Origin of the sequence: Halorientalis pallida (genome assembly GCF_049605515.1) — an archaeon.
Classification (GTDB): domain Archaea; phylum Halobacteriota; class Halobacteria; order Halobacteriales; family Haloarculaceae; genus Halorientalis; species Halorientalis pallida_A.
The window spans coordinates 1,952,467-1,979,427 of sequence record NZ_CP187158.1; the positions used below are offsets into that span (position 1 = coordinate 1,952,467).

Sequence of the window (26,961 nt, forward strand, 5' to 3'; positions counted from 1 at the left end):
GTTACTTTGGTGTCGTTTCGTCTCGAAGGTCGATGTCGAACAGTGAGAGAACGTCGTCGACGCTCATGTCGGTCCCGTCGTCGCCGCTCGTGTCGTCGACAGCGGCCATGACTGCGTCTTCCAGTTTCTCCAATCGTTCGGTGATCTTTTCGAGATTCAGGATGCGAGGAGCGAGCGTGAGATAGGTCGTATCGTCCTGTTCGTAGAGGTCGTCCGCACCCATCTCCGGCAGTCGTTCCGCAGGGCCGTCGTCGTTATCGTCGACTTCGATCTGCCCGAGTCCGGCCACTGCTACGGGAGTCGTCAGTTCCAAAGGCCCCTCGGCGATTGCCTGTGGCAGGACCAGCGTGGTGTTTTCGAGTGTGGTCTCCCCCTGGCTTCGGAACGTATAGCAGAGAGACTCCTCGATAGCGAGTTCACGTTCGGCAGTGGCGATGCCGAGGACGATGCAATCTTCGAGGATGACGTTGGCACCGACGACGTTCCCACGGACGACACAGTCGACGAGACGAACACGCTGACCGGTTACGGTCCCGTCGATGTGCGTGTCGGTCGCGAGGACCTTGTCGGGTGATCCGACTTCGCCACCGACGTGTGCGCCGTCGAGTTCGATGCCTTCGGCCGCCATGACCGACCCTTCGACGGTGACGTCTTCGTCGGCTTCGACCGTGCCGCCGTAAACACTTCCCTGAACCACAGCCCCATCACGTAACCGAACGGGCCGTCCGAGTTCCGCCTGTTCGTCGGGAATGATTCGTCCGTCGAACGTTTCTTCGGCCTCGACGACCGCACGACTCGGTTCGATCTCCGCCATTATTCCGCGACCTCCTGTGGCACTTCGACGCGTCCGCTCTCCGGAACGGCGTCCGCGACAGCATCGGCGTAGGACAACCCCAGGGGAGAGGACGAACTGTACTCGGAAAGCGTTTCCCGTAACGTCTGCTCGGATAGCGTGTCGGTCGTCGCTGGATCGGTAACTGGGCCGACGTTGCCAAGCAGCGTCGCCATGCCGTCGCTCGCTTCGAGGGTCGCACTACACCACTCGGTCCCGCCCTCGGATACCGACGATGGGACGATGATTTGCCTGTCGACCACACCGTCGTTCTCGTACTCGACGACGTAGTACGGGACCTGTATCTGGTCCGGTTCCTCCGCCGGGAGTGTGTTCTCGGTGGAGTCGTATCGGTGATTCCGAATCGATTCGAGCAGCTGTTCCTGCCGGTCGATGAAGTCGTAGATCCGCTGAATGGCCTCACTCGTCGTCTCCGTGACCGCTGTTTCCCGTTGCTCACCGATATCGGCGTTGTGGGCCTGGAGTGACTGCCACGCCGTGGTCACCTGCTCGGTGAAGGGGTCTTCGATCCCGTCTTCGAACTGCTCTTCTTCGATCTCGAAGATGTGGGAGCCGAGGTCCCGGATACGGTCCTGGGCTTTCTCGTCTAACTCGGCTTGCTTTCGCTCGTATCGCTCGCCGATGCTCTCGAGTCGGCCCTCGAGTTCGTTCCGTTCCGTCTTGATCTGTTCGTACTCGGCGTCGATCTGTGGCTTGACCGACTTCACCTCCATGACGTACTCCATCAGCTTGAGTTCGGCCTGTGCCTGGATGTTCTCCTGTATGGCGTCGCGGATGGTTTCGGCCGCGTTCGTGATCGCCTCCTTGATCTTCTTCGCTTCGCCCGTGAGCTTCTGGACGTCCTGGCGGAGGTTCGCTATCGTCTCGTTGATGGCTCTGAGCGGCTTGTGAAGGTCGTCGTTCGACATCAGGAATCACCTCCGGAAGACGCACCGAGGAGACGGTCTTTCTTCATCCGTGCCTTGTCGATACGCCCGGAGAACGAGGTTCGTCCGCGCGTCTCTAGCATCCACTCCTCCCGGTGTTGGCGCCGTTCCATCTTCATTTCCTCGTCGTGAAGGTCCGCTTGTTGTGCGAGTGCCGCACGCGTCCGTTGGTTCTCCATCTGTTGCTCGGCGACGAATTTCTCGATCTCTCGCCGCCGTTTGTCTTCGCGCATCATCTCGGCTTTCTCCTTGGCCGCCTGTTCGGCCGCCTCGATTCGTTCCTGCTCCTCGTTCCGGGTCTGTTCGAGAATTTCCTCCGTCTCCGCGTCGATTTCGGCGAACGACGACTCGACTTCTTGCTCGAACGCCTGCTTTCGCTCGTCGTGGATCCGTTCGTACTTGACCATCAGGTCCCCGATCTCCGAGACTTTCCCCTCCGCGGCTTTGGCTTCCGTCTTGAGGTCTCGGATACGGGAGCGGAGGTCACGAATCCGGTCGGTCGTCGACCGGATTTCCTCGCTGCGCTGTTCGAACTCCCGCTCCTGTAACTCGGCTTTCTGGTCCTCGATGTTCTCGTACACCTCGCGACGTTGGTCGTCTTTCTCGATCCACAGCTGATCCCAGACGGGGTTCACGAGATCGTCTTTGAGGCGGTGTCTGGGAATGACGGCCGACGTATCGTGAGTCGTTCGGCACGTGTCACAGTACCAGCTCCCATCCTGCGGGTCTGTGAGTTCGACCCCCGAGTCGATGTCGTCGGTCTGACATTCCGGGCAGTAGAAGTTGTAACTCACCAGACCAAACGCATCTGCAGCGGTCCCGATGTGGTCGTTCAACAGGTCGACGGCAGTCTCCTGCATTCCGGATAGGTCATCGACGAGCGTCCGACTCGTATCGGACAGTTCTTCTAACTCACTCTCGGCACCGTCCGAGGCCGCCATTTGTTCGAGTTCGTCGAGTTCCTGAATGTCGGCTCGGGCCTGGTCCACTGGAATATCGAAGTCCGCATCGACGGTGTCGTCCGGATCGCCCATCTCGAGCACCGTCTCGATAGCCGCTCGTTCGGGGCCCGTCGCAGGGACGATCGGCGCTTCGACGGTGTGTTGCTCTGCAGTTTCGATCTCCGTCGTAATCTCGTCGAGCGTCTCTGTCAGCGTGTCCTCGACATTTTCGTCCTGTGCCATCACGACCGGGTACTCACTGACATTCGCGAGCGTCTCGTTGGCCGCTGCGATCTTGCCGTGATCGGTCAGCTGTTCCAGATCGAAACTCGCCGTTTCGATAGACTGGGTGGCGTCGTAGAGTATCGAGCCATCCTGCACGGGGAGACTGTGTGCTGTCCAGTATCCTTTCTGGACCGAGCGAACCGTTACGTCCGGAGACTGGCCGTTGAGGTAGGCATAGCCACCGCCAGCGATGGCCAGACCGAGGAGAAACAGCCCGCCACCGACCAGAGCCCCATCTACCATCCCGAGCGTGAGGATACCCAGCACCGCAGTGGCAGCACCGATTCCAACCGCGTATCGCAACTTGGTTTGTTTCTCGTCGAGGAACTCCGAAAGCGGTTCCCGAAGCGCTTCGTTGATCGCGAGTGCGCGAGCTCTGTCTTCCGCCACTGGACGGTCGGCCTCGCGAACGACATCGGTCAGACGCATCCCGACCACTCCTCGTTGGGTGCAGGGACCCGCAACTGGTCTCCGAGATCGATTCGACGTTCGATACAGCCGGTAACTGGTTGATACATCGTACTCATTCTATGTTCCGAAGTGCCTGACTCGCTGCACGACTCACGTCCGGGTCGGTGTCGATTCGAAGGTCCTCGAGTTTCGGTTTGACCTGTTCCGCACCGAGCTGGCCCAGTCCGCGACAGGCCACAGCCCGGACCTCCGGATCCTCGTCTTCCAGTCGCTCCGAGAGTGCGTCGATGGCGGCCTGCGTGGGAACGGTGTCCGAACGGGTTGCAGCGACGAGGTCCTCGACCGCTGATTGTCGGACCGATGCCGAGTCAGCGTGTAGCTCCTCTCGGTACTCCTCGACCGGATCTTCCTCGACCGCATCAGCAGCCGTTTCGGGTTCTGCACTGTCCGTCTCCCCTGCGTCCGTTTCCGAGGGGTCAGATTGTCGATCACTCCGACCACCGTCGCCCGTATCTTCGGGTTCGTCGTTCGCAGACGGTTCGGGAGCAGGTTCCGTTGGGGTGGTGTCCGCGGGGGGAGCGTCCGTTTGTTCCGTGGGTGACGATACCGTGCTGTCAATTGGTCCGTCAGCTGCCGGTTCAGAATTTGACGAGGGGGTGTCTTCGTGGTCGACTGCCGTCTCTGCGTGGTGAGACTGTTGCTCGAGTGATGCCGGTTCGCCGGATTCATCTTCCGTCGGGGGGCCGCCAGCGTTCGAGAGTGTCACCAGTGCTGGTCGCCCCGTGTATCCGAGATAGCCGAGGATGCCGTAGATAGCAATCGTGAGGAAACCGCCAGGCAGAGCGAACAACGAGAGGACGATTTGGAGGCCACAAAACGCAATTCCGAGATACCACGAGGCCGTCGTCCACCTCGTCAGTCCAAATCCAATTCCAATCGGTGCAAGGCTGAAGACGACGACTGTGAGAAGGAGTCCGTCGACCAGTGCGGGTCGGAGCCCACCAATCGGTGACTGTGCGATATTGAAAACCGCAAATAGACCGACCAGCAGTTGCACCACACCAACTGCAATCAGCCCCTTTCGGAACCACTGGATGTTGTTCGTCGCCTGTGCCGCTGCCACGCTGAGACCCTCTGGAGAATCCGTCAGCGTCTCCGAGGTGGCCTCCATCGTCTCAGTCTCCGTCTCTCCCGGTGCCGGCCACTGCTCGGTCGACTGCCCGGAGCCCAGGAGTCGCTTGACGATCTTGAACGGAAATAGTACCAGCTTCAGTAAGAGGCGAAAGACGAACCGGATGAGTTTCAGCGCAAAAAACATCAGTTATTAAATACTGTATTGTTCAGTAATTTGGTGTTTCTGCCGTAGTTGATACTTGCTCTCGTTTTTTACAGCCGCCACTCGTCGAAGCCTATTGACCGCCCAAACGAACGATTTGTGCGGCTCAAGGTGTACGGATTGCTCACCTGTCACACCCCAACAAATAGGGATTCCGTGACATAATATTACTGGAAAAGGTGATATTTGGCCACGGTTCACCTCGAGCGGGGGGCAGGGCCGCGCGATCTCGAAGTGAACGAGACGCCCCCTGTGGAGTTGCTGTCGACGGTCCAGGAGTGGCAGGCACAGCTGGACGATTCGGAACCGTAGCGCCGGCGGCGAGAGGGGCGTCCCGCGATACCCACGGCATGGACGGCCACCAGTCCGGTCGAGCGGGTACTGTTAAGGCCGGTGCGGTCCCCGTCTCTGTGTCATGCGAGAAGTAGGTACGGGACACGTCAAGGTCGACATCGACGGGCACCGCGCCGATGTCGTGCTGAATCGACCGGACAAACGCAACGCGATGAATCAGGACGTCCTGCGCGACCTCAGGCAGGCCTTCGAGGAGGTCGACGCCGACGACGACGTGCGTGTGATCGCGCTCCTGGGCGAAGGGCCGGTGTTTTCGGCCGGGATGGATCTGGAGATGATGGCCGGCCGTGCCGAGGAGGGCGGCGAACTCGAGGTCGGCCTCAGCGATGTCACCGAGGCCGTCGCGGACGCGCGGGTCCCGGTCGTCGCCGGGATCAAACGCGCCGCGCCGGCGGGCGCGTTCGAGCTGACACTGCCCGCGGACTTCCGGGTCATCTCGGAGGACGCGAAGTACGGCGTGATCGAGGTACGGCTCGGGATGTTTCCCAGCGGCGGCGCGCCGACGCGGCTCGCGCGGCTGGTCGGTCTGGCGAAGGCCAAGGAGTTCGTCCTCTCGGGGGAGTTCATCGACCCCGAGGAGGCCGAACGGATCGGTCTCGTCAACGAGGTCTGTGACGCCGAGGACGTCGACGAGCGCGCCCGGGCGCTGGCCGACCGGCTCGCGGAGAACGCCCCCCTCGGCATGCAGCGGGCCCGGCAGGTACTCAACGCGACGCTCCAGATGTCCGTCGAGGAGTCGCTGGACTACGAGAAGGCGCTCTCGGAGCCGCTCACCGAAACCGACGACTACACCGAGGGATTCACCGCGCGCATCGAGGGCCGCGAGCCCGAGTTCGAGGGCCGGTAGCGGACGGCACCCCGACACCGCGGACCGGGGGCCACTGATATATGCCCGATGTTCTGGAGGAGTGGCTTTAATTGGGACCGACCGTTGGATATGGCCAGTGATACACAGTGTCTGACGCGGACGTTGCCGTGGACGCGACCGGGGGGAGTGGGGAGACCGACGTGGACGTCGACGCCGTCGTGATCGGCGCGGGCTTCTCCGGGCTGTACATGCTGCACAAACTGCGCGAACAGGGGCTCGACGTTCGCGTCTACGAGAAAGGCGACGAGGTCGGCGGGACGTGGTACTGGAACACGTACCCGGGTGCCCGCTGTGACAGCGAGAGTCACATCTATTGCTTCTCCTTCGACGAGGGCCTCCACCGGGAGTGGACCTGGAGCGAGCGCTACCCGGAACAGCCCGAGATCCTCGACTATCTGCAGTGGGTGGCCGACCGGCTGGACCTGCACCGGAATATCGCCTTCGAGCGGGAGGTCACGACAGCGACCTACGACGACGAGACGGCGACCTGGACCGTCGAGCTGGCCGACGGTGAGCGCGTCACGACCCGGTACTTCGTCACTGCCGTCGGCTGTCTCTCCGAGCCGTTCCTGCCGGACTTCGACGGCCTCGACGAGTTCGAGGGCGAGTGGTACCACACGGCCCGGTGGCCGGACGAGGAAGTCGACTTCGGCGACGACCACGTCGGCGTGATCGGCACCGGCTCGACCGGCATCCAGTTCATCTCGGAGGTCGGCGGCCGGGCCGATCACCTGACGGTCTTCCAGCGGACGCCCAACTACGCGGTGCCGGCCCGGAACCGCCCGCTGGCCGAGGACGAGTACGAGGAGATCCGCGAGAACTACGACGACATCTGGGAGCGGGCGCGAGACTCCCGGCTCGGGATGCCGTTCGAACACGAACACGAAACTGACTACGGCCTCTCGGAAGACGACATCCGCGAGGTACTCGAAGAACGCTGGCAACAGGGCGGCTTCCGCTTTCTCCACAGCTTCGAGCCGGGGTCGATCCTGTCGAACCCCGAGCTGAACGAGGTGGTCTCGGAGTTCATCCGCGAGAAGATCCGGGAGAAAGTCGACGACCCCGAGACCGCCGAAAAGCTCGTCCCGACGGACCATCCCTACGGCTCGAAGCGCCCGCCGATGGACTACAACGACTACTACGGGACCTACAACCGCGACGACGTGAGTCTCGTCGACGTGGACGAGAACCCCATCGAACGGGTGACGGCCGACGGGATTCGGACCACCGCCGACCACTACGACCTCGACATGCTCGTGTTCGCGACCGGGTTCGACGCGATGACGGGCGCGATCCTCGCGATGGACATCGAGGGTCGGGGTGGCCAGACGCTCGAGGAGAAGTGGGAAGCCGGACCGCGAACGTACCTCGGCCTCATGACCAGCGGGTTCCCGAACCTGTTCACGATCACGGGGCCCCAGAGCCCCTCCGTGCTGACGAACATGCCGCTGGCCATCGAGCAACACGTCGAGTGGATCGCCGACTGCATCGCGTACATGGACGAGCACGGCTACGACCGGATCGAGGCCAGCGAGGACTCGGAGGACCAGTGGGTCCGGAACACCAACATGCTGGCCGAGAACATGCTGTTCTCACAGGCCAAGTCCTGGTATCGCGGCGCGAACGTCCCCGGGAAGACGCAGGTGTTCACGCCCTTCCCCGGCGGCCTCGACAACTACCGGGAGATCTGTGCCCGGGTCGCCCGCGACGACTACGACGGCTTCGAACTCGGGCGGGCCAGTGACACGGCGGACGGAGCCGTCTCCGAGCCCGGCGACTGAGTGGCGAATCGCACCCCCGATCCTTTCTCCCTCCCGCCCGCACGGTCGGTATGGCCTACATCTACGCGAAACACGAGATCGAGGACTACGAGCGGTGGGAGCGCCACCACGAGGCAAACGCCGAGGCGCGAGCGGCCCACGGGTCGCTCGGGACGCAGGCGTTCCGTCCGACCGACGACGAGAACACCGTGGTCGTCCTGCAGGAGGTCGCCGACGACCGGCTGGAGGAGGCGCTGGCCTACTACGACAGCGAGGAATTCGCCGAGACGCTCGACTCGGCCGGCGTCGTCTCGGTGGCGGAGTCGGCGGTGCTGGAGCGGGTCCACGAACAGGACGCCTGAGGAACTGTCCAGCCCCCTACAGCTATCAGTCGTCGCTTCGTGGTCCCGACGATGACCGCGCCGCTTCGCACGCTGTCGGCGTACGGGGACGCCGCCCGCCTGCTCGACGCCCGCCGTGTCCGGGGGATGGCCCGTGCGCTCCGTCACGACGTGGAGCAGTACGACCCGCCCGACACGCCCGACGCCGAACTCGTCGCCGTCGCGCAGGGCGCGTTCGAGTCCGTCGCGGACGCCGCCGAGCGCCTGCGTACACTGGAAGACCTGCTCCGGGAGCGCGAGGACCGTCGGGCCGTCTTCCTGACGATTTACACGCGCATGACCGAGCGCATCCACGCCCGCATCGCCGACGGCGGCTTCGCGGACGCCGAGTGGATGCGCGCCTACACGACGACGTTCGCGAACTACTACCGGCGGGCGTTCCTGGCCTTCGAGCGCGGCGAACTCGGGGCCGTCCCCGATCCCTGGCGGATCGCGTTCGGCACCGCAACCGGCGGTGACGCCCTCGTGATGCAGGATGCCTTCCTGGGAATCAACGCCCACATCAACTACGACCTGGCGCTCACGCTGCGGGACGTAGGGATCGACGCCGACAGGGCGGCCAAGCTGGCGGACCACCGTGCGGTGAACGAGGTGCTGGCCCGGTTGATCGACGCCCAGCAGACCGCGCTGGCCGAGGTGTACGCGGCCGGGGTTGCGGACGTGGACGCGGCGCTCGGGCGACTGGACGAACGACTCTCCCTGCTCGGACTCAGGGAGGGGCGCGAGCAGGCCTGGCGGGTCGCCGTGGTCCTCACGGACGTGGGGTTCCCGCCGGTCGCGTCGCTGGCGCGGTGGGTCCTCCGGGCGACCGCGACCGGCGGGGCCGCGTTCGTCCTCGGGCCGACGGTCGATCCGGACGTGCTGGCGGAGCTACGGCGGTTCGAGCGGGAGGGGGTCGAACTGGCCGACGTGCTGGAGAGACTGGGCGACGAGCTGGACGCTACGTAGCAGAAAAAGGCGCTCTCGGGTAGTGATCGAGCTGCGTCCGCGGATTGGGTCGGCGTCGACAAAACCGGGCCGACGGCGGCCGGACTCGCCGCGGTCCGTGACGGAGACCGTCACCGATACTCGTCGGTCACGTCGACGAGGTTGACGACGCCCTCGGGGACCCGGTAGGCCGTGACGACCTCGCGGTCGGCGTCGGGCGAGTCGACGGTCTTGTCCACCGAGTAGCCGACGTACGTGCACTCGTCGGGCGTGAACTCGACGACGGAGTAGCCCCAGTTGTGACTGTCGAAGAACTCGATGTGGGGGTTCATGCCGGTGACGAGCTCGGAGATCAGCGGTTCCGTAATCGTCCCGCGCCAGCCGTCGGTGAGGTGGAGCGCTTCGGCGGCGTTGAGCGAGGTCAGCGCGGGCGTCATGAACTCGACGCCGATGGGGTCGCCCTGCGCGACGCCGGTGCCGCCGGTGACTCGGCCCGGGTAGGAAGCCTGCACGTAGGCGGCGACGTAGCAGTGCATGTCGCCAGTGAGGGTGACGTAGTTGTCCACGTCGGCCGCCGCGATGGCCTCGGAGATGGTCTGGCGTTCGCGGGTGTAGCCGTCCCAGCCACCCTGGACGGGATAGACCGAGAGCGGACCGGACCCGATCCGGAAGGGTACCGTGAGGACCTCGTCGGCCCAGACCGTCCAGGTGGTCTCCGATCCGGTGATGGTGTCGATCAGCCACTCGCGCTGTTCCTCGCCGAGCATGGTCCGGCCGGGCGGTTCGCGGTGGGGGCCGACGTTGTCGGGCGTCGGGATGGCCTCACGGGGTGGGTCCCGAAAGAGCCGCTCGTCGGTCATCACGAGGGTCACGAGATCGCCGAACTGGAAGTCCCGCCAGAGCTGGAAGCGGTCCTGCAGGGAGTCGCCGGCGGGGTCGTAGTCGATGCGGGCGGGCATGAACTCCCACCAGGCGTGCATCGCGTCCGCGGTGAGCTGGGCCATGAACTCGGGGTCGTCGCCGCGGGGATGATCGCCGGCCGGCGCGTCGGTCCGGGCGTCCCAGTAGATGTCGTTGACCATCTCGTGGTCGTCCCAGCCGGCGATCAGCGTGTGGGACTCCAGGGCTTCCTGCAGGAAGTCGTCGGCGCGGTAGGTCCGGTAGAGATAGCGGTAGTCTTCGAGGGTGCGCACGCGGTCGTAGCCGCTCGGGAGGTCGAGGTCGCGACCCTCGAACTCGGGCGAGCCCAGCCCCTTGAAATCGCCCGCGTCGGACTCGTAGATGAAGTCACCGAGGTGGACGAGAAAGTCCAGGTCCGCCTCGGCGACGTAGTGGTAGGCCGGGAAGTAGCCGTTGAGGTAGTTCTGGCACGTGAGGACGGCGATCCGGAGGGAGTCGGGCGAGGCGTCGGGCGCGGGCAGGGTCCGGCACCGACCGGTCCGGCTGGCGACGCCGTCGTAGACGAACCGGTAGTGGTACTCGCTGTCGGGGTCGAGGTGGCCGTCGAGGTCGACCTTGACGGTGTAGTCGTGGGCGAGGATCGACTCGGCGTCGTCGATCAGGCCGCGGTAGACGGGGTCGGTGAACTCGGGGTCTTCCGCGACTTCGACGGCCAGCGTGCGGTCGGGGTCGAACCGATCCGGCGCGACGCGGGTCCAGCAGATGACGCCCTCGGAGGTGGGACCGCCGCTGGCGACCGACTGGGGGAAGGTGTCGTCGGGATCGGCGTCGGGATCGACCTCGAAGGGGTCGCTCTCGCCGGTCTCCTCGGTGGCGACGGCGAAGGCCAGGTCGTGAGAGTCCAGTTCCGAGAGCAGTTCGGCGTGATCGTCGGGCCCCCGTGCCGGTTCGTCGCGCCCGTCGAGCGCGTCTCGGCCTACCATACCCGCCCTGCGCGGCGAGGACCAATTGCAGTTTCGGCCGTCGGGTCACTCGGACGCCTCGGGCATCCGGACGGTCAGCACGGGGACCGACGCCGTCCGGACGAGCTTCTCGGCGACGCTCCCCAGCAGATACCGGTCCAGCCCGCTCCGGCCGTGGGTCCCCATCACGATCAGGTCGATCCGCTCCTCGTCGGCGTAGGATCTGATCGCGTCGTGCGCTCGCCCCTCCAGCACGGCCGTCTGCGTGTCGTCGATACCGGCCTCGCGCGCGGTCTCGGCGACCGTCTCGACGGCGGTCCGGGCCCGGTTCTGGAGCTGGTCCTTGATCACGTCGAACTGCACGTCGGGGGCCATCGCGCCGGTGTCGACGACCGACACCGCGTGCAGTTCCGCCCCGTAGGTCGTCGCGAGGTCGGTCGCGCAGTCGACGGCCACACCGGCCCCGTCGCTCCCGTCGGTCGGGACGAGGATGCGCTCGTAGGGGACGCTTCCAACGTCGACCTCCGCGGGGTGGACGCTGAGAACCGGTACGTCCGACAGCCGGACGACTTTCTCGGCGACGCTCCCCAAGAGGTAGCGGCGCACGCCGGTCCGGCCGTGGGTCCCCATCACGAGCAGGTCGGTCCCCGTTTCCGCGGCGTAGTCCAGAATCTCCTCGCTCGGGATACCGGCCCGGACGACCCCCTCGGGCGTCGGGTCGATGTCGAGGTCCTCGATAGCGTGGTCCAGGTCCGCCCGGGCCGCCTCCGTGCGCTCGTCGAGCGCGGCGTCACCGTCGAGTTCGCGCGTGTCGACGACGTGGAGTGCGGTGAGGGTCGCGCCGTACCGGGTCGCGAGGTCGGCGGCCTGTTCGAGCGCCCGCCGCGCCGGGTCGCTGCGGTCGGTCGGCACCAGAATCCGTTCGAACATGCTTCCTCTATCGACGGGCGGGGGTATAGGTGTGGCCCGGACCTGCCGGCGTTCTCCGCCGCGACGGGTCGAGGCTTTAGGTGCGTCGGGGTGCCAGTCGGGATATGGTCGCCGTCCGCAGACTCGTCATCGACGTGTTGAAACCGCACGAACCGTCCCTGCTCGCGTTCACCGAGCAGGTCGCCGCCGTCGACAGCGTCGAGGGCGCGACCGGCTCGCTGATCGAACTCGATCAGGAGGTCCAGAACGTCAAGATCACCGTCGAGGGGACGGATCTGGACTTCGACGACCTCGAATCGACCGTCGAGGAACTCGGCGGGACCGTCCACTCCGTCGACGAGGTGGGCTGTGGCGAACGGCTCGTCGAGGAACGACCGACCCACCAGGACGGGTGATCGCGGTGGGGCTGGGCCAGCGCGTCCGTCGCCTGCTGGGCAAGGAGGACGTGCTGTCGATCTCGCGGCGATACTTCGTCTCGAACGGGTTCGACGGCACCCTGACCTGCATCGGGGTCGTCATCGGCGCGGTCCTCTCGGGCGTCACGGAGGGGTTCACCGTCGTCAAGATCGGCCTGGGCGCGGCGGTGGGCCTGGGCACGTCGGCGGTCTGGAGCGTCTGGGAGATCGAACGCGCCGAGACGCGCGCGGAGATCAGACGGATCGAGCGCGCGATGCTGACCGACCTCGACGACACGCGGGTCGAGAGCCAACAGCGGGGCGCGCGCCTGCTCCACGCGACCGCGAGCGGCCTCGGCCCGCTGATCGGGGTCCTCGTCCCGCTCTCCCCGTTCGTCGTCGCGGGGACGGAGAACCTCCTGACGATGGTCGAGGCGGCCATCGCGGCCGTCGTCCTCGGCGTCGGCGTGTTGAGCGTCTTCGGCGCGTACATGGGTTCGATCTCGGGCCAGCGATGGTACGTCTCCGCGGCCCGGATGGGACTGGCCGGGCTGGTCGTCGCCCTGCTCAACCTCGTCTTGCCGGGGTGAACCGAGCCTTCAAGTCCGATTACGCACTACAGGTAGCTATGGGAATCGTCCGGAGCGACGAGCACAGCGACGGTGCGCCGACTATCGAGGGGACCGGCATTCGAGTGAAAGATGTCGCCGAGGCGTACGAACACAGCGGCTACGAACCGGACGAAATCACGCAACTGTATCCCGACCTGACGCTGGCGGACGTACACCGAGCACTGGCGTACTACTACGACCACATCGACGACTTCCGATCCGCGTCCTCCGAGTCGGCACCGGCATGACGCGGCCGCTGTACTGCGACGAGAGTATCTGGATTCCGGTGGCTGACGGCCTCCGCCGCCGCGGTTGGACAGTACACACCGCGAAAGACGAGGGGACGCTGGGGGACCCCGACAGGCGACAACTGGCCCACGCTGTGGACAACGACTGGATACTCGTCACGTTCGACGACGACTTCCTGTCGCTCGTCGAAGGCGAGGGCCTGGAACACGCTGGGTTGCTCTATGTCCAGCAAGCGGGCCGGAAGATCGGCGATGTTGTCAAAGCTGTGGACGCACATCTCGAAGGACGAGACGAGGACGACCGGTCGATCCACTACCTCTGAGTGGCGTCGACCACGTTTTTCCGATCGGTGTGACGCGTGAGGAACGGTCGATCGACCGTCGAGAGAGGGCTGGTCGTCGCCCTGCTCAATATCGTCTTGCCGGGGTAGCCGGGCGGTCAGGCCTCGACGACCGCCGCGCCGACCATCCGCTTCGACAGCCACCCGACGACCAGCAGGACGGGCGTGCCCACGGCGACGACGCCGGCGAGGATAGCCCAGTCGGTCAGCGCGAGCGGGACCGTCCCGAAATACTGTGAGAGGGGCGTGTACAGGATCGCGAGGTGGAGCGCGAGGGAGGCCCCGACCGCCAGCGCCAGCCACCGGTTCGACAGCAGGGGTGTGTCCCGCGTCCAGCGCACCACGTACAGTTTGGCGAACTCGAAGACGACGAACCCGGTGAACACCATCGTCATGGCGTAGGGCGTCCGACTCGCCGCGCCGCCCAGGGCCCAGAGCATCAACCCGAACATCAGCGCCGTCATGGTCAGCCCCGCGCCGCCGACGAAGGTGAGCATCGACCGGTCGACGATGCCGGCGTCCTTGTCGCGTGGCTCGCGGGCCATCACGTCCCCGCCCGGATCGGTGCCCAGCGCCAGCGCCGGCAGGCCGTCGGTCAGCAGGTTGATCCAGAGCAACTGGACCGGCGGCAGGATGAGATAGCCGTACAGCGAGGCCCCGAGGACGATAGCCACCTCGGCGGCGTTGGCACTGAGCAGGTACGCGACGAACTTCCAGACGTTGTCGAAGATGACCCGGCCCCGGCGGATCGCGGAGCGGATGGTCGCGTAGTTGTCGTCCAGCAAGATTACATCGCTGGCCTGCTTGGCCACGTCGGTCCCCCGGATCCCCATGGCGATGCCGATGTCGGCGTGTTTCAGCGCGGGCGCGTCGTTGACGCCGTCGCCAGTCATCGCCACCGTATGGCCCGCCTCCTGCAGTGCTTCGAGGATGCGTACCTTGTGGGACGGCTCCGCGCGGGCGAAGACGCTCACGTCTTCGACGCGTTCCCGGAGCGTGGCGTCGTCCATCGCCTCGACCTCCGCGCCGGTCAGGACCGGCGAGTCGATACCGATGCGCTCGGCGATGGCCCCCGCCGTGAGGGCGTTGTCGCCGGTGATCATCGTCACGTCGATGCCGGCGCGGTGGGTGTCCGCGATAGCCTCGGCGACCTCCTCGCGGGCAGGGTCGATCATCCCGACGAGACCGACGAACACCAGGTCGTCCTCGATGTCACCGGCGGTCTCGTCTTTGCGTGCGAAGGCCAGCACCCGGAGCGCGTCGCCGGCAAAGGTCTCGATGCGTTCCCGAATCCGCTCGCGGTCGGCGTCGTCGAGCGGTTCGGGGCCGTCGGCGGTCTGGACGCGGTCGGCCCGGTCGAGGATTACCTGCGGTGCGCCCTTGACGTAGACCACGTCGTCGTGGACGGTCGCCATCCGCTTGCGCTCGGCCGAGAAGGGGCGTTCGTCGGTTCGGGGTCTGGTCTCGCGCAGTTCGTCCACGTCCAGCCCGCAGTCGACGGCGGCCCTGACGAGTGCCACCTCGGTCGGGTCGCCGTCCTCGGTCGTCGCGTCGTTACAGAGCGCGCCGATCTCCAGCAAGTCGCCGACGCGCTCGCCCGCGGCTCCATCGAGACCGTCCAGATCGACGGTCTCGTCGTGGACCCACGCCCGCCGGGCGTGCATCTCGCCCTCGGTGAGCGTGCCGGTCTTGTCGGTACAGACCACGTCGACCGAGCCGAGGCCCTCGACGGCCGGCAGGGTCCGGACCAGCGCGTTCTCGTCGGCCATCCGGCGGACGCCCAGCGCCAGCGTGAGCGTGACGACGGCGGGCAATCCCTCCGGAACGGCCGCCACGGCCAGCGAGATGGCGGTCAGGGCGGCCTGGATCGGTTCCGTGCCGCCGGCGAGCAGGAGGCCGACGACGACCGCCGACAGCACGGCCACGCCGGCCCCGAGTTTCCGACCCAGCGAGTCCAGGTCGCGCTGGAGCGGCGTCCCCTCGTCTTTGGCGGAGAGTAGCGAGGTCGCGATTTCGCCCATCGCAGTCTCCATACCGGTCTCGACGACGACCGCGACGCCCCGGCCGCGGGTGACGTTCGTTCCCTTGTACACCATGCTGGTGCGTTCGGCCATGGGCGTCCCGGCTTCGACGGGCTCGGGGGCTTTCGCCACGGGGACGCTCTCACCGGTCAGGGCGGCCTCGTCGACCTCCAGCGAGTCGGTGCCGAGCAGGCGACAGTCCGCGGGTACCACGTCGCCCTGGGAGAAGACCACCACGTCGCCGGGCACCAGGGTCGTCGCGTCGACGGTCCCCTCGGTGCCGTCCCGGCGGACGGTCACTTCGGGCGCGGCCAGTTCCTGCAACGCCGCGAGGCTCTGCTCGGCGCGGTACTCCTGGACGAAGCCGAAGATCCCGTTGGCCAGCAGGATGACGGCGATCAACACGGCGTCGACGAGGTGGCCGACGGCCACGGAGAGGATCACCGCGCCGATCAGCACCCAGATGAGCGCGCTGGAGAACTGCGCGAGGAAGATCCACAGCGGGCTCCGGCGCTGGTCGGCGGTGAGTTCGTTGCGCCCCTCGCGTTCGAGGCGGTCGGCGGCTTCGGTCGCCGAGAGCCCCGATTCGGTCGTCTCCAGTCGCTCGGTAACATCGTCTTCCGGTTCGGTGTACCAGTCCATCGTTCGTCCCCGTCGATCCGCCGGGCGGCGGGTCGGTCCGCCACCCACGATTCGAGAAGGGGTTCACGCGGGGACGACATAATAGTGCGCGTCGGGGCAGTGTCCCGGCCCTGAGCGGGGCCGCGCTACTGCAGGCCCAGGTCGTGTTGCATCGAGTTGCCGGGACGGGGAACGCCCTTGACGGTGACCGTCTCGCCGGTCATGAACGCGGCGGCGGGCGAGACCAAAAACTGCACCACGTCGGCGATGTCCTCGCCGTAGCCGATGCGGCGGTCGGTCTGCTCGCGCGGTGGCATGTCCTCGCTGTCGATACCCAGCGTCTCGGCGACGCCCGGCGTCTGGATCAGGCCGGGCGCGACGCAGTTGATCCGGATGCCGTCGTCGGCCCACTCGGTCGCGACGGTCTCGGTCAGCTGGATGATTCCCGCCTTCGCCGTCGCGTAGTGGCTCTCGTTGGGCGCGGGGTGCTGGCCGTTGACGCTGGCCATGTTGACGATCTTGCCGCCCCCGTCCTCGCGCATGTGTTCGCCCGCGACCTGCATCCCGTGGACGGTGCCCATCACGTTCAGGTCGAGGATGGAGTCGAAGCCGTTAGGCGAGATGTCCTCGAAGGGCGCGACGAACTCCCCGCCGGCGTTGTTGACCATGATGTCGAGACCGCCGAACTCGTCGACGACCTCCGCGACGAAGGCCTCCATCTGCTCGCGCTCGCGGACGTTACACTCCACGGCCAGCGCCTCGCCCTCGCGGTCGCTGTCGTTGATCTCGTCGGCGACGGGGCCGACCCGATCCATCTCCCGGGAGCAGATGCCTACGTCGGCACCGCCTGCCGCGAGCGTCTCCGCGATCGATCGGCCGATTCCCTGACTCGCACCGGTGACGATGGCCGTCTCGCCGGCCACGCCGAAGTCTGCTTCGTGCATCGGCGGATGGGCGCACGGGAGCGAAATGATTCTACCGGTGGCTTTCGGGGCGGGACCCGGTCGAAGGAACTCGGGCCGCTTTCCGACGGCACTGACCGGCCGGAACCACGTCACTGGTTCTCGTGACGGCCACAAGAGATATTCCCGGCATCGGCAACTACCGGGTATGAAACGGAAAGCACTCACAGCGCTGGCGCTCGCCGGCATGCTCGTCCTCGCGGGCTGTTCCGGCGGCGTCGGCGACGGGACACCGACCGCCACGGACGGCGCACCGACCACGGCGGACGGCGAACCGACACAGACGAGTCGTGTCGTGATCACGCAGGCGGCACAGACTGGCGTGAACTTCTACGTCAGCGACCAGGAGAACGCCATCGCGGACTTCGAGCACCTGAACGTCACCATCTCGGAGATCGGCTTCCAGCGGGCCGAAGGCGGCTGGTCCGAACACGCCGTCGACGACCGAACGGTGGACCTGACCCGGCTGCAGGGCGCGAACGCGACGCGGCTGACCACGGTCCAGCCCGAGAACGGCACGTACACGAAGGTGTTCGCCTACGTCAGCGACGTGAACGCGACGCTGACCACCGGGGAACAGGTCCGCGTGAAACTGCCCAGCGAGAAGTTGCAGTTGAACTCGGAGTTCACCGTCGGCGCGAACACGTCGACCGACTTCGTGTTCGACATCGCGGTCCACAAGGCCGGCAACAGCGGGAAGTACATCCTCCGGCCGGTCGTCAGCCAGTCCGGTACCGACGTGCCCATCGACCCCGTCGACGCGGACCTGGAGGTCGAGTTCGCCGACGAGGACTCGGTTGCCCGCGGCGGGAACGCCACCCTCGACGTGACCCGTGACGACGAACCCGTCGAAAACGCCACGGTCGAGATCGACGGCGAGCGGGTCGGCACCACCGACGCCGACGGCCGGGTTACCGTCGCGATTCCCGACGAGACGAAGTTCGAGCTCGTGGTGAAAGCCGGCGACGACGTGGCCGACCTCCGCGTGAAATTCGAGTCCGAGGGCGACGAGCGCGAGATGGAGGCCGAGGAAGACGAAGACGAACGTGAGGAGGACGATAGCGACGAGAAAGAGGACGAGCGGGAGGACGAGCGAGACGAGGACGAGCGCGAGGAGAACGAAACGGAGTCCGACGACGAGGACGAGACCGACGGGGAACGCGAGGACGACGAGAACGAGACGGATTCCGACGACGAGCGGTCCCTGAACGCGACGTTCGTCGGCGAGGTCGCGCCGGGCGGGAACGCGACGATCTCGGTGACGGCCAACGGGTCGGCGGTGGCGAACGCGACGGTGACCGTCGACGGCGAGCGGGTCGGCACCACCGACGCCGACGGCCGCGTCACGGTGGCCGTGCCGGCCGACGCCGAGGAGTTCGAGGTGAAAGTCACCGCGGGCGAGCGTGAAGCGGAACTCGAAACCGAATTCTAACAGCAGGAGAAGCCGCCGTCGATCACCAGCGCCTGGCCGGTGATCCAGTCGGCCTCGTCCGACGCCAGGAACAACATCGCGTTGGCCACGTCCTCGGGTTCACCCAGCCGCTTCAGCGGGTAGTGCCGCGACATCTCCTCTTTTCGGGCCTCCCACTCTTCCTGTGTCTGACCTTTCCGGGGCATCGGGGTGTCGGTCACGCCGGGACAGACCGCGTTGACCCGGACGCCGGCGGGACCGACCTCCCCGGCGATGGCCCGCGTGAAGTTCACGACCGCGCCCTTCGACAGCGAGTAGCCCGTCAACTGGGGCGCGCCGATGACGCCCGCCAGCGACGCCGTGTTGACGATGGCTCCCGACCCCTGTTCCTTGAAGTGGGGCAGGACCGCCTGACAGCCGTTCCAGACGCCCTTGACGTTCACGTCGAGGACGCGGTCGCGCACGTCGTCGTCGATGGCCTCGAACTCCATCCGGTCGTGGGAGACGCCGGCGTTGTTCAGGAGGATGTCGAGGCCGAACTCCTCGGCGGCGGCGTCGACCGCCGCCCGGAAGGCGTCGCCGTCGCGCACGTCGAGTTCGTGTGTCGCGACTTCGCCGCCCAGATCTTCGACGAGCTTGGCGGTCTCGTCGAGTCCGTCCTCGTCCACGTCGGCGGCGACGATGGTCGCGCCTTCCTCGGCGAACCGTTCCGCCGCCGCGCGGCCGAGTCCCGAGCCAGCACCAGTGATGAACGCCGTTTTGCCTTCGAGTCGCATACCCCTGCCTGTCGCGGATGGGACTTAAGCGGCGGGGACAGGCCGGCACGCGGTACCGATCACTGACTGGCCGCGTGGAATGAAAGGGCGGACTGAACGAGCAACACCAGTCCGACGCCAAAGCCCACGGCCTGAACCCCGATTTGGTCGGTCGAGACCACCATGACGACGAGCCAGAGACCGGCCAGCAGTGCGATCCCACCGACGACTCCGACGACACCGTCCCCGATAGACTGTGGCATACGCCGTCTTTTTCACATTGGTTGATGATTCCGGCGATCCGTGGCGGGTACACACGGGCGCACTCCAGGCACTGCTGGACCTGTTGGCCGAGCGACTCCAGAGCAACCGAGAGGACGGTCTTTAGTACCGCCGACTCGACCCTCCGTCGAATGGCTTCGTCGGTCGCGTCGCGGCGCTACGGCCTCGTCGTCGCCGGGGCGCTCTGTTACACCAGCCTCACCTTCGTCTGGTTCAGCCTGCCGGCCTATCTGGCGACGATCATCGCCGAGGTCGGGCTCAGTGGGACGGAGGCGGGCCTGCTGGCCGGCGCGGTGCCGCTGACGTACATCCCCATCGCGCTGTTCTCGGGCCTCGCGGTCGACCGGATCGGGCCGACCCGGAGTCTCGCGGTCGGCCTCGTCGTGACCGGGATCGCACAGATCGTCCGGAGCGTCGCGGGCGGGTTCCCGACTCTGCTCGCCGCCACCCTGCTCCTGGGCGTCGGCGCGACGGCGATCACCTTCGGCCTCCCGAAACTCGTCTCCGTGCTCTTTCCGCCCGCCGAGACCGGCCTGCCGTCGTCGCTGTACATGGTCGGCGCGGCCGTCGGGACGGCCAGCGCGTTCGGGCTGGGTCGGCCCGTCGTCGGTCCCCTGCTGGGCGGGTGGCGACCGCTCTTTCTCTGGAGCGGCGTCGCCGCGCTCGGGTACGCCGTGGTCTGGCTGGCGGTCGTCCGGCTCGTGCCAATTAGCGGTGGGAACGGAGCCGCGGACGGCGACCGGGAGCGCGCGTCGACCTCGGTCCGGACGGACCTCCGGCGGGTGCTGGGCCACCGCGACCTGCGGCTGATGGTCGTCCTCGGCGTCGTGTATCTCGCGCTGGTCCACGGGTTGCAGGGCTGGCTCCCGACGGTGCTGGAAGCGCGCGGCCTGTCGGCCGACCGGGCGGGCCAGACGACGACCCTGCTCGTCGGTGCGAAGGTCGTCGGCGTCCTCGCGATCCCGACGCTGGCCGACCGGGTGGACGCCCGGCGCGGGGCGGTGATCGGCTGTGGCGGCCTCGCCGCGGTCGGCGTCGCCGGCGTCATCGCGGGCGGTGCCACGGCCGTCGCGGCGCTTGGCATCGTGATCGCCGGGCTCGGCGTCGGCGGACTCTCGCCGCTGATCCGGGCGATTCCGCCGAATCTCGACGGGATCGGGGCGGAGTTGACCGGCGTCGCCGTCGGCCTCGTCTTCGCGGTCGGCGAGATCGGCGGCTTCCTCGGTCCCGTCCTCGTTGGGACGCTCCACGACCTGACGGGCTCGTACGTCCCCGGGTTCGGCGTGCTGGTCGGGGGCGGCGTCGTCGCGGTCGTCGTCGGCGCGGCGCTTGGCGACGTGTGACTGCGACTCCGGCCGCTGACCGGCCGTCCGAATACTCAAGTACGTGAGACTGCCACTCCACTCTAATGAGCGAGGACGGGACGATCAGGGAACTCGACGGACAGACCGTCGAGCGGATCGCGGCCGGCGAGGTCGTCGAGCGCCCGGCCTCGGTGGTGAAGGAACTCGTCGAGAACAGCCTCGACGCCGACGCCTCCAGAGTCTCGGTCGCCGTCGAGTCCGGCGGGAAGGACGGCATCCGCGTCAGCGACGACGGGATCGGCATGACCGAATCGGAGGTCCGCAAGGCCGTCCAGGAACACACGACCTCGAAGATCAGCGACATCGAGGACCTCGAAGCCGGCGTCACGACGCTGGGCTTCCGGGGTGAGGCACTGCACGCCATCGGCGCGGTCTCGCGGCTGACCATCGAGACGCGGCCGCGCGGCGGTGGAACGGGGACGAAACTCCGCGTCGAGGGCGGCGAGGTCACCACCGTCGAACCGACCGGCTGTCCGGAGGGCACGACCATCGAGATCGAGGACCTGTTCTTCAACGTCCCGGCCCGCCGGAAGTACCTCAAACAGGACGGGACGGAGTTCGCGCACGTCAACACTATCGTCACGAGCTACGCGCTGGCGAACCCGGACGTGGCCGTCTCGCTTTCCCACGACGGCCGCGAGACCTTCGCCACGACCGGCCAGGGCGACCTCCAGAGCGCCGTGCTGTCGGTCTACGGCCGCGACGTGGCCACGGGGATGGTCGAAGTCGACCGGGGCGAGACGGGCGAGGGAGACGACGGGGACAGCGACGACGAAACGGACGCCCTCCCGGAGGGACCCCTCGACGGCGTGGCCGGACTGGTGAGCCACCCCGAGACCAACCGGGCCAGCCGCGAGTACGTCACGACCTACGTCAACGGCCGGTACGTCCGCTCGTCGACGGTCCGGGATGCGGTGGTCGAGGCCTACGGCAACCAGCTCGCGCCCGACCGCTACCCCTTCGCCGTCCTCGATCTCTCCCTGCCGGCCGACACCGTGGACGTGAACGTCCATCCCCGGAAGATGGAGGTCCGCTTCGCCGACGCCGAGGGCGTCGCCGAGCAGGTCCGGGCCGCCGTCGAGGACGCCCTGCTCCGGGAGGGGCTGATCCGCTCGTCGGCCCCCCGCGGCCGGAGCGCACCCGAACAGACCGAGATCGCGCCCGACCGCGGCGGCAGTGCAGGCGAGGAGTCCGATCCGGCCGAGTCGGCGGACCGAGACGCACGGGAAACCGGGGGCGGCGAGACGCCCGAACCGCCCGAGACGACGGCCCGCTCGCCCATCGGGCCGGGCGACGTGCGGGACGCCGACCCGGAGCAGTCGGGCGGGACCGACCGGACGGCCGAGTCAGGGGCCGATGCCAGCGCCGAAGTCGACGCCAGCGCGGACGAGGGGCGAGAGACCGAGCGGACCCGAAACGAGGGTGGCGAGCGGGCGACCGGCGGGACGGACAGCGAACCGGGACCCGCCGGCGACACCGGGACAGGGCGGAGCGACGGGACTGTAAGCGAGGGCGAGCCAGCGGCCCCGCACGACCGCGAGAGCGCCGGGCGGTTCCGGCCAGGGACGGACCAGGCACGGCTCGGCGACGGCGAGCCCGCGACCGGCGAGCGCGAGTCGTTCGACCGCCTGCCGTCGATGCGGGTGCTGGGCCAGTACCGCGACACCTACCTCGTGGCCGAGACCGACGACGGGCTGGTGTTGATCGACCAGCACGCCGCCGACGAGCGGGTCAACTACGAGCGGTTGCGCGACCGGTTCGCCGAGGGCGCGACGAGTCAGGCGCTGGCCGATCCCGTCGAGTTGTCGCTGACGGCCCGGGAGGCGGCGCTGTTCGAGGAGTACGAGCCGGCGTTGCGACGGCTGGGGTTCCGGGCCGAACGACGAGACGAGAGAACCGTCGAAGTCCGGACCGTCCCGGAACTGGTCGCGCAGGCGGCCGGGCCGGAGTTGATCCGGGAGGTGCTGTCGGCCTTCGTCACGGGAGAGTCGGCGGCCGCCGAGACCGTCGACGCGGTGGCGGACGACCTGCTAGCGGACCTGGCCTGCTACCCCTCGATCACGGGCAATACGTCGCTGACGGAGGGCTCGGTCGTGTCGCTGCTGTCGGCGCTGGACGAGTGTGAGAACCCGTGGGCCTGCCCGCACGGGCGGCCGGTCGTCATCGAGTTCGACCACGAGGAGATCGAGAACCGGTTCGAGCGGGACTACCCCGGGCACGGCGGCTGAGCGTGCCGAGATTCGGAGACGGCGCGCGTACTGGTGTCAGCGTGCGAACCCACCACACGAACTAAACCCCCCGACTCCGATGTTGCCTGTATGACACAGCTGGTGACGTTCGGGGAGGCGGTGTTGCGGTTGTCGCCGCCGCCGACGGCACGACTGGAGACGGCCGAACAGTTCGACGTGTGGACGACGGGGGCGGCGAGCAACGTCGCGGTCGCGGCGAGCAGACTGGGGACCGACGTGACCTGGATGTCGAAGCTGTCGGACACGCCGCTGGGGCGGCGAGCGGTCGCGACGCTGCGCGGGCACGGGTTGACGACGGACGTATCGTGGGTCGACGCCGACGAGAGCCGACAGGGACTGACTTTCTACGAACACGGCACGACGCCCCGGGAGAGTACGACCATCGACGACCGCGACAGGACGGCTCTGGAGACCATCGAGCCGGGTGGGTTGCCGATGGACACGGTCCAGGACGCCGAGGCGGTGTTCGCCAGCGGCGAGTCGCTGGCGCTCTCGGAGGACGTGGTCGAGACGACACAGGCGGTGTTGCGGGCCGCTGGCGGCAAGTCGGTCCTCGGGCTGGACCATCGGCCCGACCTGTGGTCCAGCGAGGAGGCACGCGAGACGATCGCGGAGCTGTTTCCGGCCGTCGACGTGTTCGTCACCAACACCGAGGAGGCCCAGCGGGTGCTGAAACAGACCGGGAAGCCGCCGGAGATGGCCCACCAGCTCGCCAACGAGGGCGACTTCGAGACGGTCGTGATGACTCGCGGGGAACACGGGGCGCTGGTCTGGCACGACGCGACGATCCACGAGCGCGACGCCGTCGAGACCGACGCGGTCGACGTGACCGGGCAACACGACGCCTTCGTCGGGGCGTTCCTGGGCCGCCGGCTGGCGGGCGACGACGTGGGCGACGCGCTGGCACACGGGGTGGCCGCAGCGGCGCTGACCCGGACGATCCACGGGCCGGTCCCGACCATCGACCCCGCGGAGGTCGAGCACGTCATCGCGGACCTGGAGGACGGGTCTCCGGGCGGAAGTGGCGGCCCACTCAGATAACACGACACGCGCCGAGAGCGTCGATACCGCCCTCGCAGAAATCGTTTCGGGCCGGCGTCGGTCGGTGACAGCCGACAAACGTATATGAGAGTGTTCCGACTCATCGGACATGAACCGGACAACGACGGTGCTTCTCGCGGTCGTCGTCGTGGTGGCCGCCGTTCCGGCGGTAACGACCGCAGAACGAACACAGAGCGACCTCGTCACGGTCACTGTCACGGTCGAGAACGAAGTGGGCATGGCCGTCGGCGGTGCCGAGTTGACCGCGACCTGGGACGGTGGGAACCGGACGGCGACGACCGCCTCGAACGGCCAGGCACTGATCGACGTGCCACGGGGCGCGGACGTGGACATCGCCGTCCAGAGTGACAGTTACGTACGAAACACCCCGTACGAGGTCGACAACGCCGGCCAGGAATCGGTGACGATCACCGTCGCCGAGAAGGGCTTCGCGACCATCAGAGTCCTCGACCGGAGCGGCGTGCCGGTCAACAAGGCCGCTGTCCAGCTGTTCCACGACGGCGAAACCGTCGTCAACACCCGGACGAACGCGAACGGGATCTACCAGACCGGCGCCATCGAACAGGGCGAGTACACGCTCCGGGCACTCAAAGAGCGGTACTACACCAACGGCACCACCTTCGAGGTGGGCGACAATACGTCCGTCTCGACCCGCATCGAGACGGGGTCCGTACTCGTGACCTTCGACGTGAAGGACGACCACTTCGACCCCGCCCGGCCGGTCGAGAGCGCGACCGTCTCCATCCCCAAGCTCGGTGACACCTCACAGACGCTCGCCGACGGCGAAGCGACCACCAGCGTCCCCGTCAACACCAACTTCGAGGTCGAGATCACGAAGGAGGGGTACGAGACGGTGACGGAGCAACTGGACGTCGACGAGGAACAGACGACGCTGAGCGCCACCATTCAGCGTGAAGAGTCGATCAGCCTCACCGTCTCGAACTCGCAGGTCATCGTCGGCGAGAACGTCACCGTCGACGTGGAAAACGAGTACGGGACGGTCGTCGAGGGGGCGACGGTCACCGTCGACGGCGAGTCCGTGGGCGAGACCAACGAACAGGGCGAACTCACGTTCAGTATCCAGAATTCCGGCGTCAACACGATCCGCGTCGAGTCGGACGACCTCGAAGACAGCGCGACCGTCGAAGGGTTCAGCCCCGACGAGGGCACGCCCGAGGACACCGCCACCGAAGTCGAGACGACCGAAGACGAGTCGACGACCTCCAGCGGGATCGGGCCCGGCTTCACGCCCGTAGCCGCCGTCGTGGCCGCCCTGCTGGCCGTCCTCGTCCTGCGGCGACGCGCCTGATCGGCCCGACGCCGACCACGCGTCTGTCGCCATCGACTGCCGGACGCGCTTTTGGTTTGGGAACGTTATACACGGGAGCCGTCGGAACCGCGATTTAACTCGGCTAGCTCCCAAGTGGTGGTATGGCCGACGCCACGGAGGGGGACCCCATCGCAGACGACGGGGAGAGCGTGCTGGGGACGCTCCGGGCCTTCTTCGCGCTGGAACGGGACGTGCTGGTCCTCTCGGTGGCGATGTTCGCCTTTAGCCTGGGCTTCCAGATGACCGGCCGGTACGTGCCTCGCTACATGAGCCTGCTGGGCGCGGGCGGACTGGCTATCGGGCTGTACGGCACCGTCGGCAACCTCATCAGCGCGGTCTATCCCTACCCCGGCGGCGCTCTCTCCGACCGGATCGGATCGCGGCTGGCGCTGACGGCGTTCGGGCTGGCCTCGACGGTCGGCTTCCTGGTGTGGCTGGCCGCACCCCTCGTCGGCACCGTCACCGTCGATCCCTCAGTCATCCCGCTCGTGACCGTCGAGGCGGTCGTCCTCCCCGTGGGTATCTTCCTCGGACTGTTCCTCGCGCAGGCCTGGAAGTCGTTCGGGCTGGGCGCGACCTTCGCGGTGGTCAAACAGGCCGTCCCGCCCGAGCGACTGGCGACCGGGTTCGCGAGTACCGAGACCGTCCGTCGGCTGGCCTTCCTCGTCGGGCCGCTGTTCGCGGCCGCCCTGATCGCCGTCTACGGGTTCGACCTCGGGTTCCGGGCGGTCCTCCTGGTGGCCGCGGCGTTCGGACTGGTCGCGACGGTCGCCCAGCACGTCCTCTACGACGCCAGCGACGACAGCATCGGGAAGTCCTTCGAGGGAATCTCGGCGGTCGCCGACGACCTCCGGTCGATGCCGTCCGCGCTCCCGCCACTGCTGGCGGGCGATACGCTCGTGCGCTTCGCCAACGGCATGGTGTACGTCTTCTTCGTCATCGTCGTCACGGAGTTGCTGGCGGTGGACGCGACGCTCCCGGTGGTGGGCTATCTCTCGCCGGACGCGCTGTTCGGCGTTCTCCTGGCCGTGGAGATGGTCGTCGCGCTGGCGTCGATGGTCCCGATGGCGAGACTCGCCGACCGCGTGGGCCTGAAACCCGTCGTCGCGCTCGGCTTCGCCGTCTACGCGAGCTTCCCGATCCTGCTGATCAACGCGCCCGCCGACCCGTGGGTTGTGGGCCTGCTCTTTGCGTTCTCGGGACTCAGGTTCGCGGGCCTGCCGGCGCACAAGGCGCTGATCGTCGGCCCGGCCGAACAGAATGCGGGCGGCCGGGTCACGGGCGCGTACTACCTCCTGCGGAACACGCTCACGATCCCGAGCGCGCTGGTCGGCGGCTACCTCTACGACGCCGTCTCGCCGGAACTGGCCTTCGGCGTGGCGACGGCTATCGGGCTGGTCGGGACCGGCGTGTTCCTCGTGTTCGGCAAAGAGTTCGACCCGAACGGGTGAGAAG

At 67.2% G+C, this 26,961-nt stretch carries 24 protein-coding genes; 14 read left to right on the forward strand and 10 right to left on the reverse strand.

Going from position 1 to position 26,961, the window contains the following annotated elements; translation table 11 throughout:
* Position 1: 1 nt before the first annotated feature.
* The 4 genes from ACOZ4N_RS11560 to ACOZ4N_RS11575 form a co-directional block, all read right to left on the reverse strand.
* Entirely contained in the window at positions 2-814 is an 813-nt protein-coding gene (locus tag ACOZ4N_RS11560) for a hypothetical protein (protein WP_424016532.1), read from the reverse strand.
* Positions 814-1,761, reverse strand: a complete 948-nt coding sequence (locus tag ACOZ4N_RS11565) for a hypothetical protein (protein ID WP_424016533.1) — start codon at positions 1,759-1,761, stop codon at positions 814-816. The genes ACOZ4N_RS11560 and ACOZ4N_RS11565 overlap by 1 nt, the downstream gene beginning before the upstream one ends.
* Positions 1,761-3,434: a hypothetical protein gene (locus ACOZ4N_RS11570; RefSeq protein ID WP_424016534.1), complete on the reverse strand. Its 1,674-nt coding sequence runs from the start codon at positions 3,432-3,434 to the stop codon at positions 1,761-1,763. The genes ACOZ4N_RS11565 and ACOZ4N_RS11570 overlap by 1 nt, the downstream gene beginning before the upstream one ends.
* A 94-nt stretch (positions 3,435-3,528) precedes the next feature.
* A complete protein-coding gene (locus ACOZ4N_RS11575) occupies positions 3,529-4,734 on the reverse strand; it encodes a HEAT repeat domain-containing protein (RefSeq protein ID WP_424016535.1) in 1,206 nt (401 codons plus the stop codon).
* 433 nt (positions 4,735-5,167) lie between these two features.
* Here ACOZ4N_RS11575 and ACOZ4N_RS11580 point away from each other — a divergent pair, with 433 nt between their 5' ends.
* From ACOZ4N_RS11580 to ACOZ4N_RS11595, 4 genes are all read left to right on the forward strand, one after another.
* Entirely contained in the window at positions 5,168-5,953 is a 786-nt protein-coding gene (locus tag ACOZ4N_RS11580; protein ID WP_424016536.1) for an enoyl-CoA hydratase/isomerase family protein, read from the forward strand.
* 128 nt (positions 5,954-6,081) lie between these two features.
* The gene (locus tag ACOZ4N_RS11585) at positions 6,082-7,755 is read left to right on the forward strand and encodes a flavin-containing monooxygenase (RefSeq protein ID WP_424016537.1); all 1,674 of its coding nucleotides are present in this window, start codon (positions 6,082-6,084) and stop codon (positions 7,753-7,755) included.
* A 50-nt stretch (positions 7,756-7,805) separates the two neighbouring features.
* A complete protein-coding gene (locus ACOZ4N_RS11590) occupies positions 7,806-8,096 on the forward strand; it encodes a cyclase (protein ID WP_424016538.1) in 291 nt (96 codons plus the stop codon).
* A 51-nt stretch (positions 8,097-8,147) separates the two neighbouring features.
* Positions 8,148-9,083 (forward strand): DUF5995 family protein, encoded by a 936-nt coding sequence (locus ACOZ4N_RS11595; RefSeq protein ID WP_424016539.1) that lies wholly within the window; start codon positions 8,148-8,150, stop codon positions 9,081-9,083.
* Between the two features lie 110 nt (positions 9,084-9,193).
* Here ACOZ4N_RS11595 and ACOZ4N_RS11600 read toward each other — a convergent pair whose 3' ends face one another.
* Positions 9,194-10,945 (reverse strand): alkaline phosphatase D family protein, encoded by a 1,752-nt coding sequence (locus tag ACOZ4N_RS11600; RefSeq protein WP_424016540.1) that lies wholly within the window; start codon positions 10,943-10,945, stop codon positions 9,194-9,196.
* A gap of 45 nt (positions 10,946-10,990) precedes the next feature.
* Complete coding sequence (locus tag ACOZ4N_RS11605) at positions 10,991-11,854, reverse strand: universal stress protein (protein WP_424016541.1); 864 nt, start codon at positions 11,852-11,854, stop codon at positions 10,991-10,993.
* A 104-nt stretch (positions 11,855-11,958) separates the two neighbouring features.
* On the opposite strand from ACOZ4N_RS11605, the gene ACOZ4N_RS11610 reads away from it, so the two are divergent.
* Genes ACOZ4N_RS11610 through ACOZ4N_RS11625 form a run of 4 tightly spaced genes read left to right on the forward strand, consistent with a single transcriptional unit; the run spans position 11,959 to position 13,431 of the window.
* The gene (locus ACOZ4N_RS11610; protein ID WP_424016542.1) at positions 11,959-12,249 is read left to right on the forward strand and encodes a DUF211 domain-containing protein; all 291 of its coding nucleotides are present in this window, start codon (positions 11,959-11,961) and stop codon (positions 12,247-12,249) included.
* A 5-nt stretch (positions 12,250-12,254) separates the two neighbouring features.
* The gene (locus ACOZ4N_RS11615) at positions 12,255-12,839 is read left to right on the forward strand and encodes a VIT1/CCC1 transporter family protein (RefSeq protein WP_424019953.1); all 585 of its coding nucleotides are present in this window, start codon (positions 12,255-12,257) and stop codon (positions 12,837-12,839) included.
* A 38-nt stretch (positions 12,840-12,877) separates the two neighbouring features.
* Positions 12,878-13,108 carry a DUF433 domain-containing protein gene (locus ACOZ4N_RS11620; RefSeq protein WP_424016543.1) on the forward strand — a complete coding sequence of 77 codons (231 nt, stop codon included), beginning with the start codon at positions 12,878-12,880 and terminating at the stop codon, positions 13,106-13,108.
* Entirely contained in the window at positions 13,105-13,431 is a 327-nt protein-coding gene (locus ACOZ4N_RS11625) for a DUF5615 family PIN-like protein (protein ID WP_424016544.1), read from the forward strand. The genes ACOZ4N_RS11620 and ACOZ4N_RS11625 overlap by 4 nt, the downstream gene beginning before the upstream one ends.
* Positions 13,432-13,547: 116 nt before the next feature.
* On the opposite strand, the gene ACOZ4N_RS11630 is transcribed toward ACOZ4N_RS11625, so the two are convergent.
* Positions 13,548-16,112, reverse strand: coding sequence for a cation-translocating P-type ATPase (locus tag ACOZ4N_RS11630; RefSeq protein ID WP_424016545.1), 2,565 nt, complete (start codon positions 16,110-16,112; stop codon positions 13,548-13,550).
* 125 nt (positions 16,113-16,237) lie between these two features.
* The gene (locus ACOZ4N_RS11635) at positions 16,238-17,035 is read right to left on the reverse strand and encodes an SDR family NAD(P)-dependent oxidoreductase (RefSeq protein WP_424016546.1); all 798 of its coding nucleotides are present in this window, start codon (positions 17,033-17,035) and stop codon (positions 16,238-16,240) included.
* Positions 17,036-17,201: 166 nt separating this feature from the next.
* Between ACOZ4N_RS11635 and ACOZ4N_RS11640 the strand changes: the two genes are divergently transcribed.
* A complete protein-coding gene (locus ACOZ4N_RS11640) occupies positions 17,202-18,485 on the forward strand; it encodes a DUF4382 domain-containing protein (RefSeq protein ID WP_424016547.1) in 1,284 nt (427 codons plus the stop codon).
* On the opposite strand, the gene ACOZ4N_RS11645 is transcribed toward ACOZ4N_RS11640, so the two are convergent.
* Both ACOZ4N_RS11645 and ACOZ4N_RS11650 read right to left on the reverse strand, forming a co-directional pair.
* On the reverse strand, positions 18,482-19,240 hold the full coding sequence (locus ACOZ4N_RS11645) for an SDR family NAD(P)-dependent oxidoreductase (protein WP_424016548.1): 759 nt from the start codon (positions 19,238-19,240) through the stop codon (positions 18,482-18,484). The two genes, ACOZ4N_RS11640 and ACOZ4N_RS11645, sit on opposite strands and share 4 nt — an antisense overlap.
* A gap of 59 nt (positions 19,241-19,299) precedes the next feature.
* A complete protein-coding gene (locus tag ACOZ4N_RS11650) occupies positions 19,300-19,482 on the reverse strand; it encodes a hypothetical protein (protein ID WP_424016549.1) in 183 nt (60 codons plus the stop codon).
* 150 nt (positions 19,483-19,632) lie between these two features.
* Between ACOZ4N_RS11650 and ACOZ4N_RS11655 the strand changes: the two genes are divergently transcribed.
* The 5 genes from ACOZ4N_RS11655 to ACOZ4N_RS11675 all read left to right on the forward strand — a co-directional run bounded on the left by ACOZ4N_RS11655 (position 19,633) and on the right by ACOZ4N_RS11675 (position 26,957).
* Complete coding sequence (locus ACOZ4N_RS11655) at positions 19,633-20,844, forward strand: CynX/NimT family MFS transporter (RefSeq protein ID WP_424016550.1); 1,212 nt, start codon at positions 19,633-19,635, stop codon at positions 20,842-20,844.
* Between the two features lie 65 nt (positions 20,845-20,909).
* Positions 20,910-23,093: a DNA mismatch repair endonuclease MutL gene (gene mutL / locus ACOZ4N_RS11660; RefSeq protein WP_424016551.1), complete on the forward strand. Its 2,184-nt coding sequence runs from the start codon at positions 20,910-20,912 to the stop codon at positions 23,091-23,093.
* Between the two features lie 90 nt (positions 23,094-23,183).
* Positions 23,184-24,155, forward strand: coding sequence for a sugar kinase (locus ACOZ4N_RS11665; RefSeq protein ID WP_424016552.1), 972 nt, complete (start codon positions 23,184-23,186; stop codon positions 24,153-24,155).
* A gap of 109 nt (positions 24,156-24,264) precedes the next feature.
* Positions 24,265-25,485: a carboxypeptidase-like regulatory domain-containing protein gene (locus ACOZ4N_RS11670; protein ID WP_424016553.1), complete on the forward strand. Its 1,221-nt coding sequence runs from the start codon at positions 24,265-24,267 to the stop codon at positions 25,483-25,485.
* Between the two features lie 122 nt (positions 25,486-25,607).
* Positions 25,608-26,957 carry an MFS transporter gene (locus tag ACOZ4N_RS11675; RefSeq protein ID WP_424016554.1) on the forward strand — a complete coding sequence of 450 codons (1,350 nt, stop codon included), beginning with the start codon at positions 25,608-25,610 and terminating at the stop codon, positions 26,955-26,957.
* The last annotated feature ends 4 nt before the right edge of the window (positions 26,958-26,961 follow it).

What these genes read in the sequence shown, in the direction of transcription:
- ACOZ4N_RS11670 (WP_424016553.1), top strand. Translation starts at nt 24,265, where the DNA reads ATGAACCGGACAACGACGGTGCTTCTCGCGGTCGTCGTCGTGGTGGCC.
- ACOZ4N_RS11645 (WP_424016548.1), bottom strand. Translation starts at nt 19,240, where the DNA reads ATGCGACTCGAAGGCAAAACGGCGTTCATCACTGGTGCTGGCTCGGGA.
- ACOZ4N_RS11675 (WP_424016554.1), top strand. Translation starts at nt 25,608, where the DNA reads ATGGCCGACGCCACGGAGGGGGACCCCATCGCAGACGACGGGGAGAGC.
- ACOZ4N_RS11600 (WP_424016540.1), bottom strand. Translation starts at nt 10,945, where the DNA reads ATGGTAGGCCGAGACGCGCTCGACGGGCGCGACGAACCGGCACGGGGG.
- ACOZ4N_RS11635 (WP_424016546.1), bottom strand. Translation starts at nt 17,035, where the DNA reads ATGCACGAAGCAGACTTCGGCGTGGCCGGCGAGACGGCCATCGTCACC.
- ACOZ4N_RS11640 (WP_424016547.1), top strand. Translation starts at nt 17,202, where the DNA reads ATGAAACGGAAAGCACTCACAGCGCTGGCGCTCGCCGGCATGCTCGTC.
- ACOZ4N_RS11650 (WP_424016549.1), bottom strand. Translation starts at nt 19,482, where the DNA reads ATGCCACAGTCTATCGGGGACGGTGTCGTCGGAGTCGTCGGTGGGATC.
- ACOZ4N_RS11560 (WP_424016532.1), bottom strand. Translation starts at nt 814, where the DNA reads ATGGCGGAGATCGAACCGAGTCGTGCGGTCGTCGAGGCCGAAGAAACG.
- ACOZ4N_RS11565 (WP_424016533.1), bottom strand. Translation starts at nt 1,761, where the DNA reads ATGTCGAACGACGACCTTCACAAGCCGCTCAGAGCCATCAACGAGACG.
- ACOZ4N_RS11580 (WP_424016536.1), top strand. Translation starts at nt 5,168, where the DNA reads ATGCGAGAAGTAGGTACGGGACACGTCAAGGTCGACATCGACGGGCAC.
- ACOZ4N_RS11665 (WP_424016552.1), top strand. Translation starts at nt 23,184, where the DNA reads ATGACACAGCTGGTGACGTTCGGGGAGGCGGTGTTGCGGTTGTCGCCG.
- ACOZ4N_RS11625 (WP_424016544.1), top strand. Translation starts at nt 13,105, where the DNA reads ATGACGCGGCCGCTGTACTGCGACGAGAGTATCTGGATTCCGGTGGCT.
- ACOZ4N_RS11655 (WP_424016550.1), top strand. Translation starts at nt 19,633, where the DNA reads ATGGCTTCGTCGGTCGCGTCGCGGCGCTACGGCCTCGTCGTCGCCGGG.
- ACOZ4N_RS11590 (WP_424016538.1), top strand. Translation starts at nt 7,806, where the DNA reads ATGGCCTACATCTACGCGAAACACGAGATCGAGGACTACGAGCGGTGG.
- ACOZ4N_RS11605 (WP_424016541.1), bottom strand. Translation starts at nt 11,854, where the DNA reads ATGTTCGAACGGATTCTGGTGCCGACCGACCGCAGCGACCCGGCGCGG.
- ACOZ4N_RS11620 (WP_424016543.1), top strand. Translation starts at nt 12,878, where the DNA reads ATGGGAATCGTCCGGAGCGACGAGCACAGCGACGGTGCGCCGACTATC.
- ACOZ4N_RS11630 (WP_424016545.1), bottom strand. Translation starts at nt 16,112, where the DNA reads ATGGACTGGTACACCGAACCGGAAGACGATGTTACCGAGCGACTGGAG.
- ACOZ4N_RS11610 (WP_424016542.1), top strand. Translation starts at nt 11,959, where the DNA reads ATGGTCGCCGTCCGCAGACTCGTCATCGACGTGTTGAAACCGCACGAA.
- mutL (WP_424016551.1), top strand. Translation starts at nt 20,910, where the DNA reads ATGAGCGAGGACGGGACGATCAGGGAACTCGACGGACAGACCGTCGAG.
- ACOZ4N_RS11575 (WP_424016535.1), bottom strand. Translation starts at nt 4,734, where the DNA reads ATGTTTTTTGCGCTGAAACTCATCCGGTTCGTCTTTCGCCTCTTACTG.
- ACOZ4N_RS11570 (WP_424016534.1), bottom strand. Translation starts at nt 3,434, where the DNA reads ATGCGTCTGACCGATGTCGTTCGCGAGGCCGACCGTCCAGTGGCGGAA.
- ACOZ4N_RS11595 (WP_424016539.1), top strand. Translation starts at nt 8,148, where the DNA reads ATGACCGCGCCGCTTCGCACGCTGTCGGCGTACGGGGACGCCGCCCGC.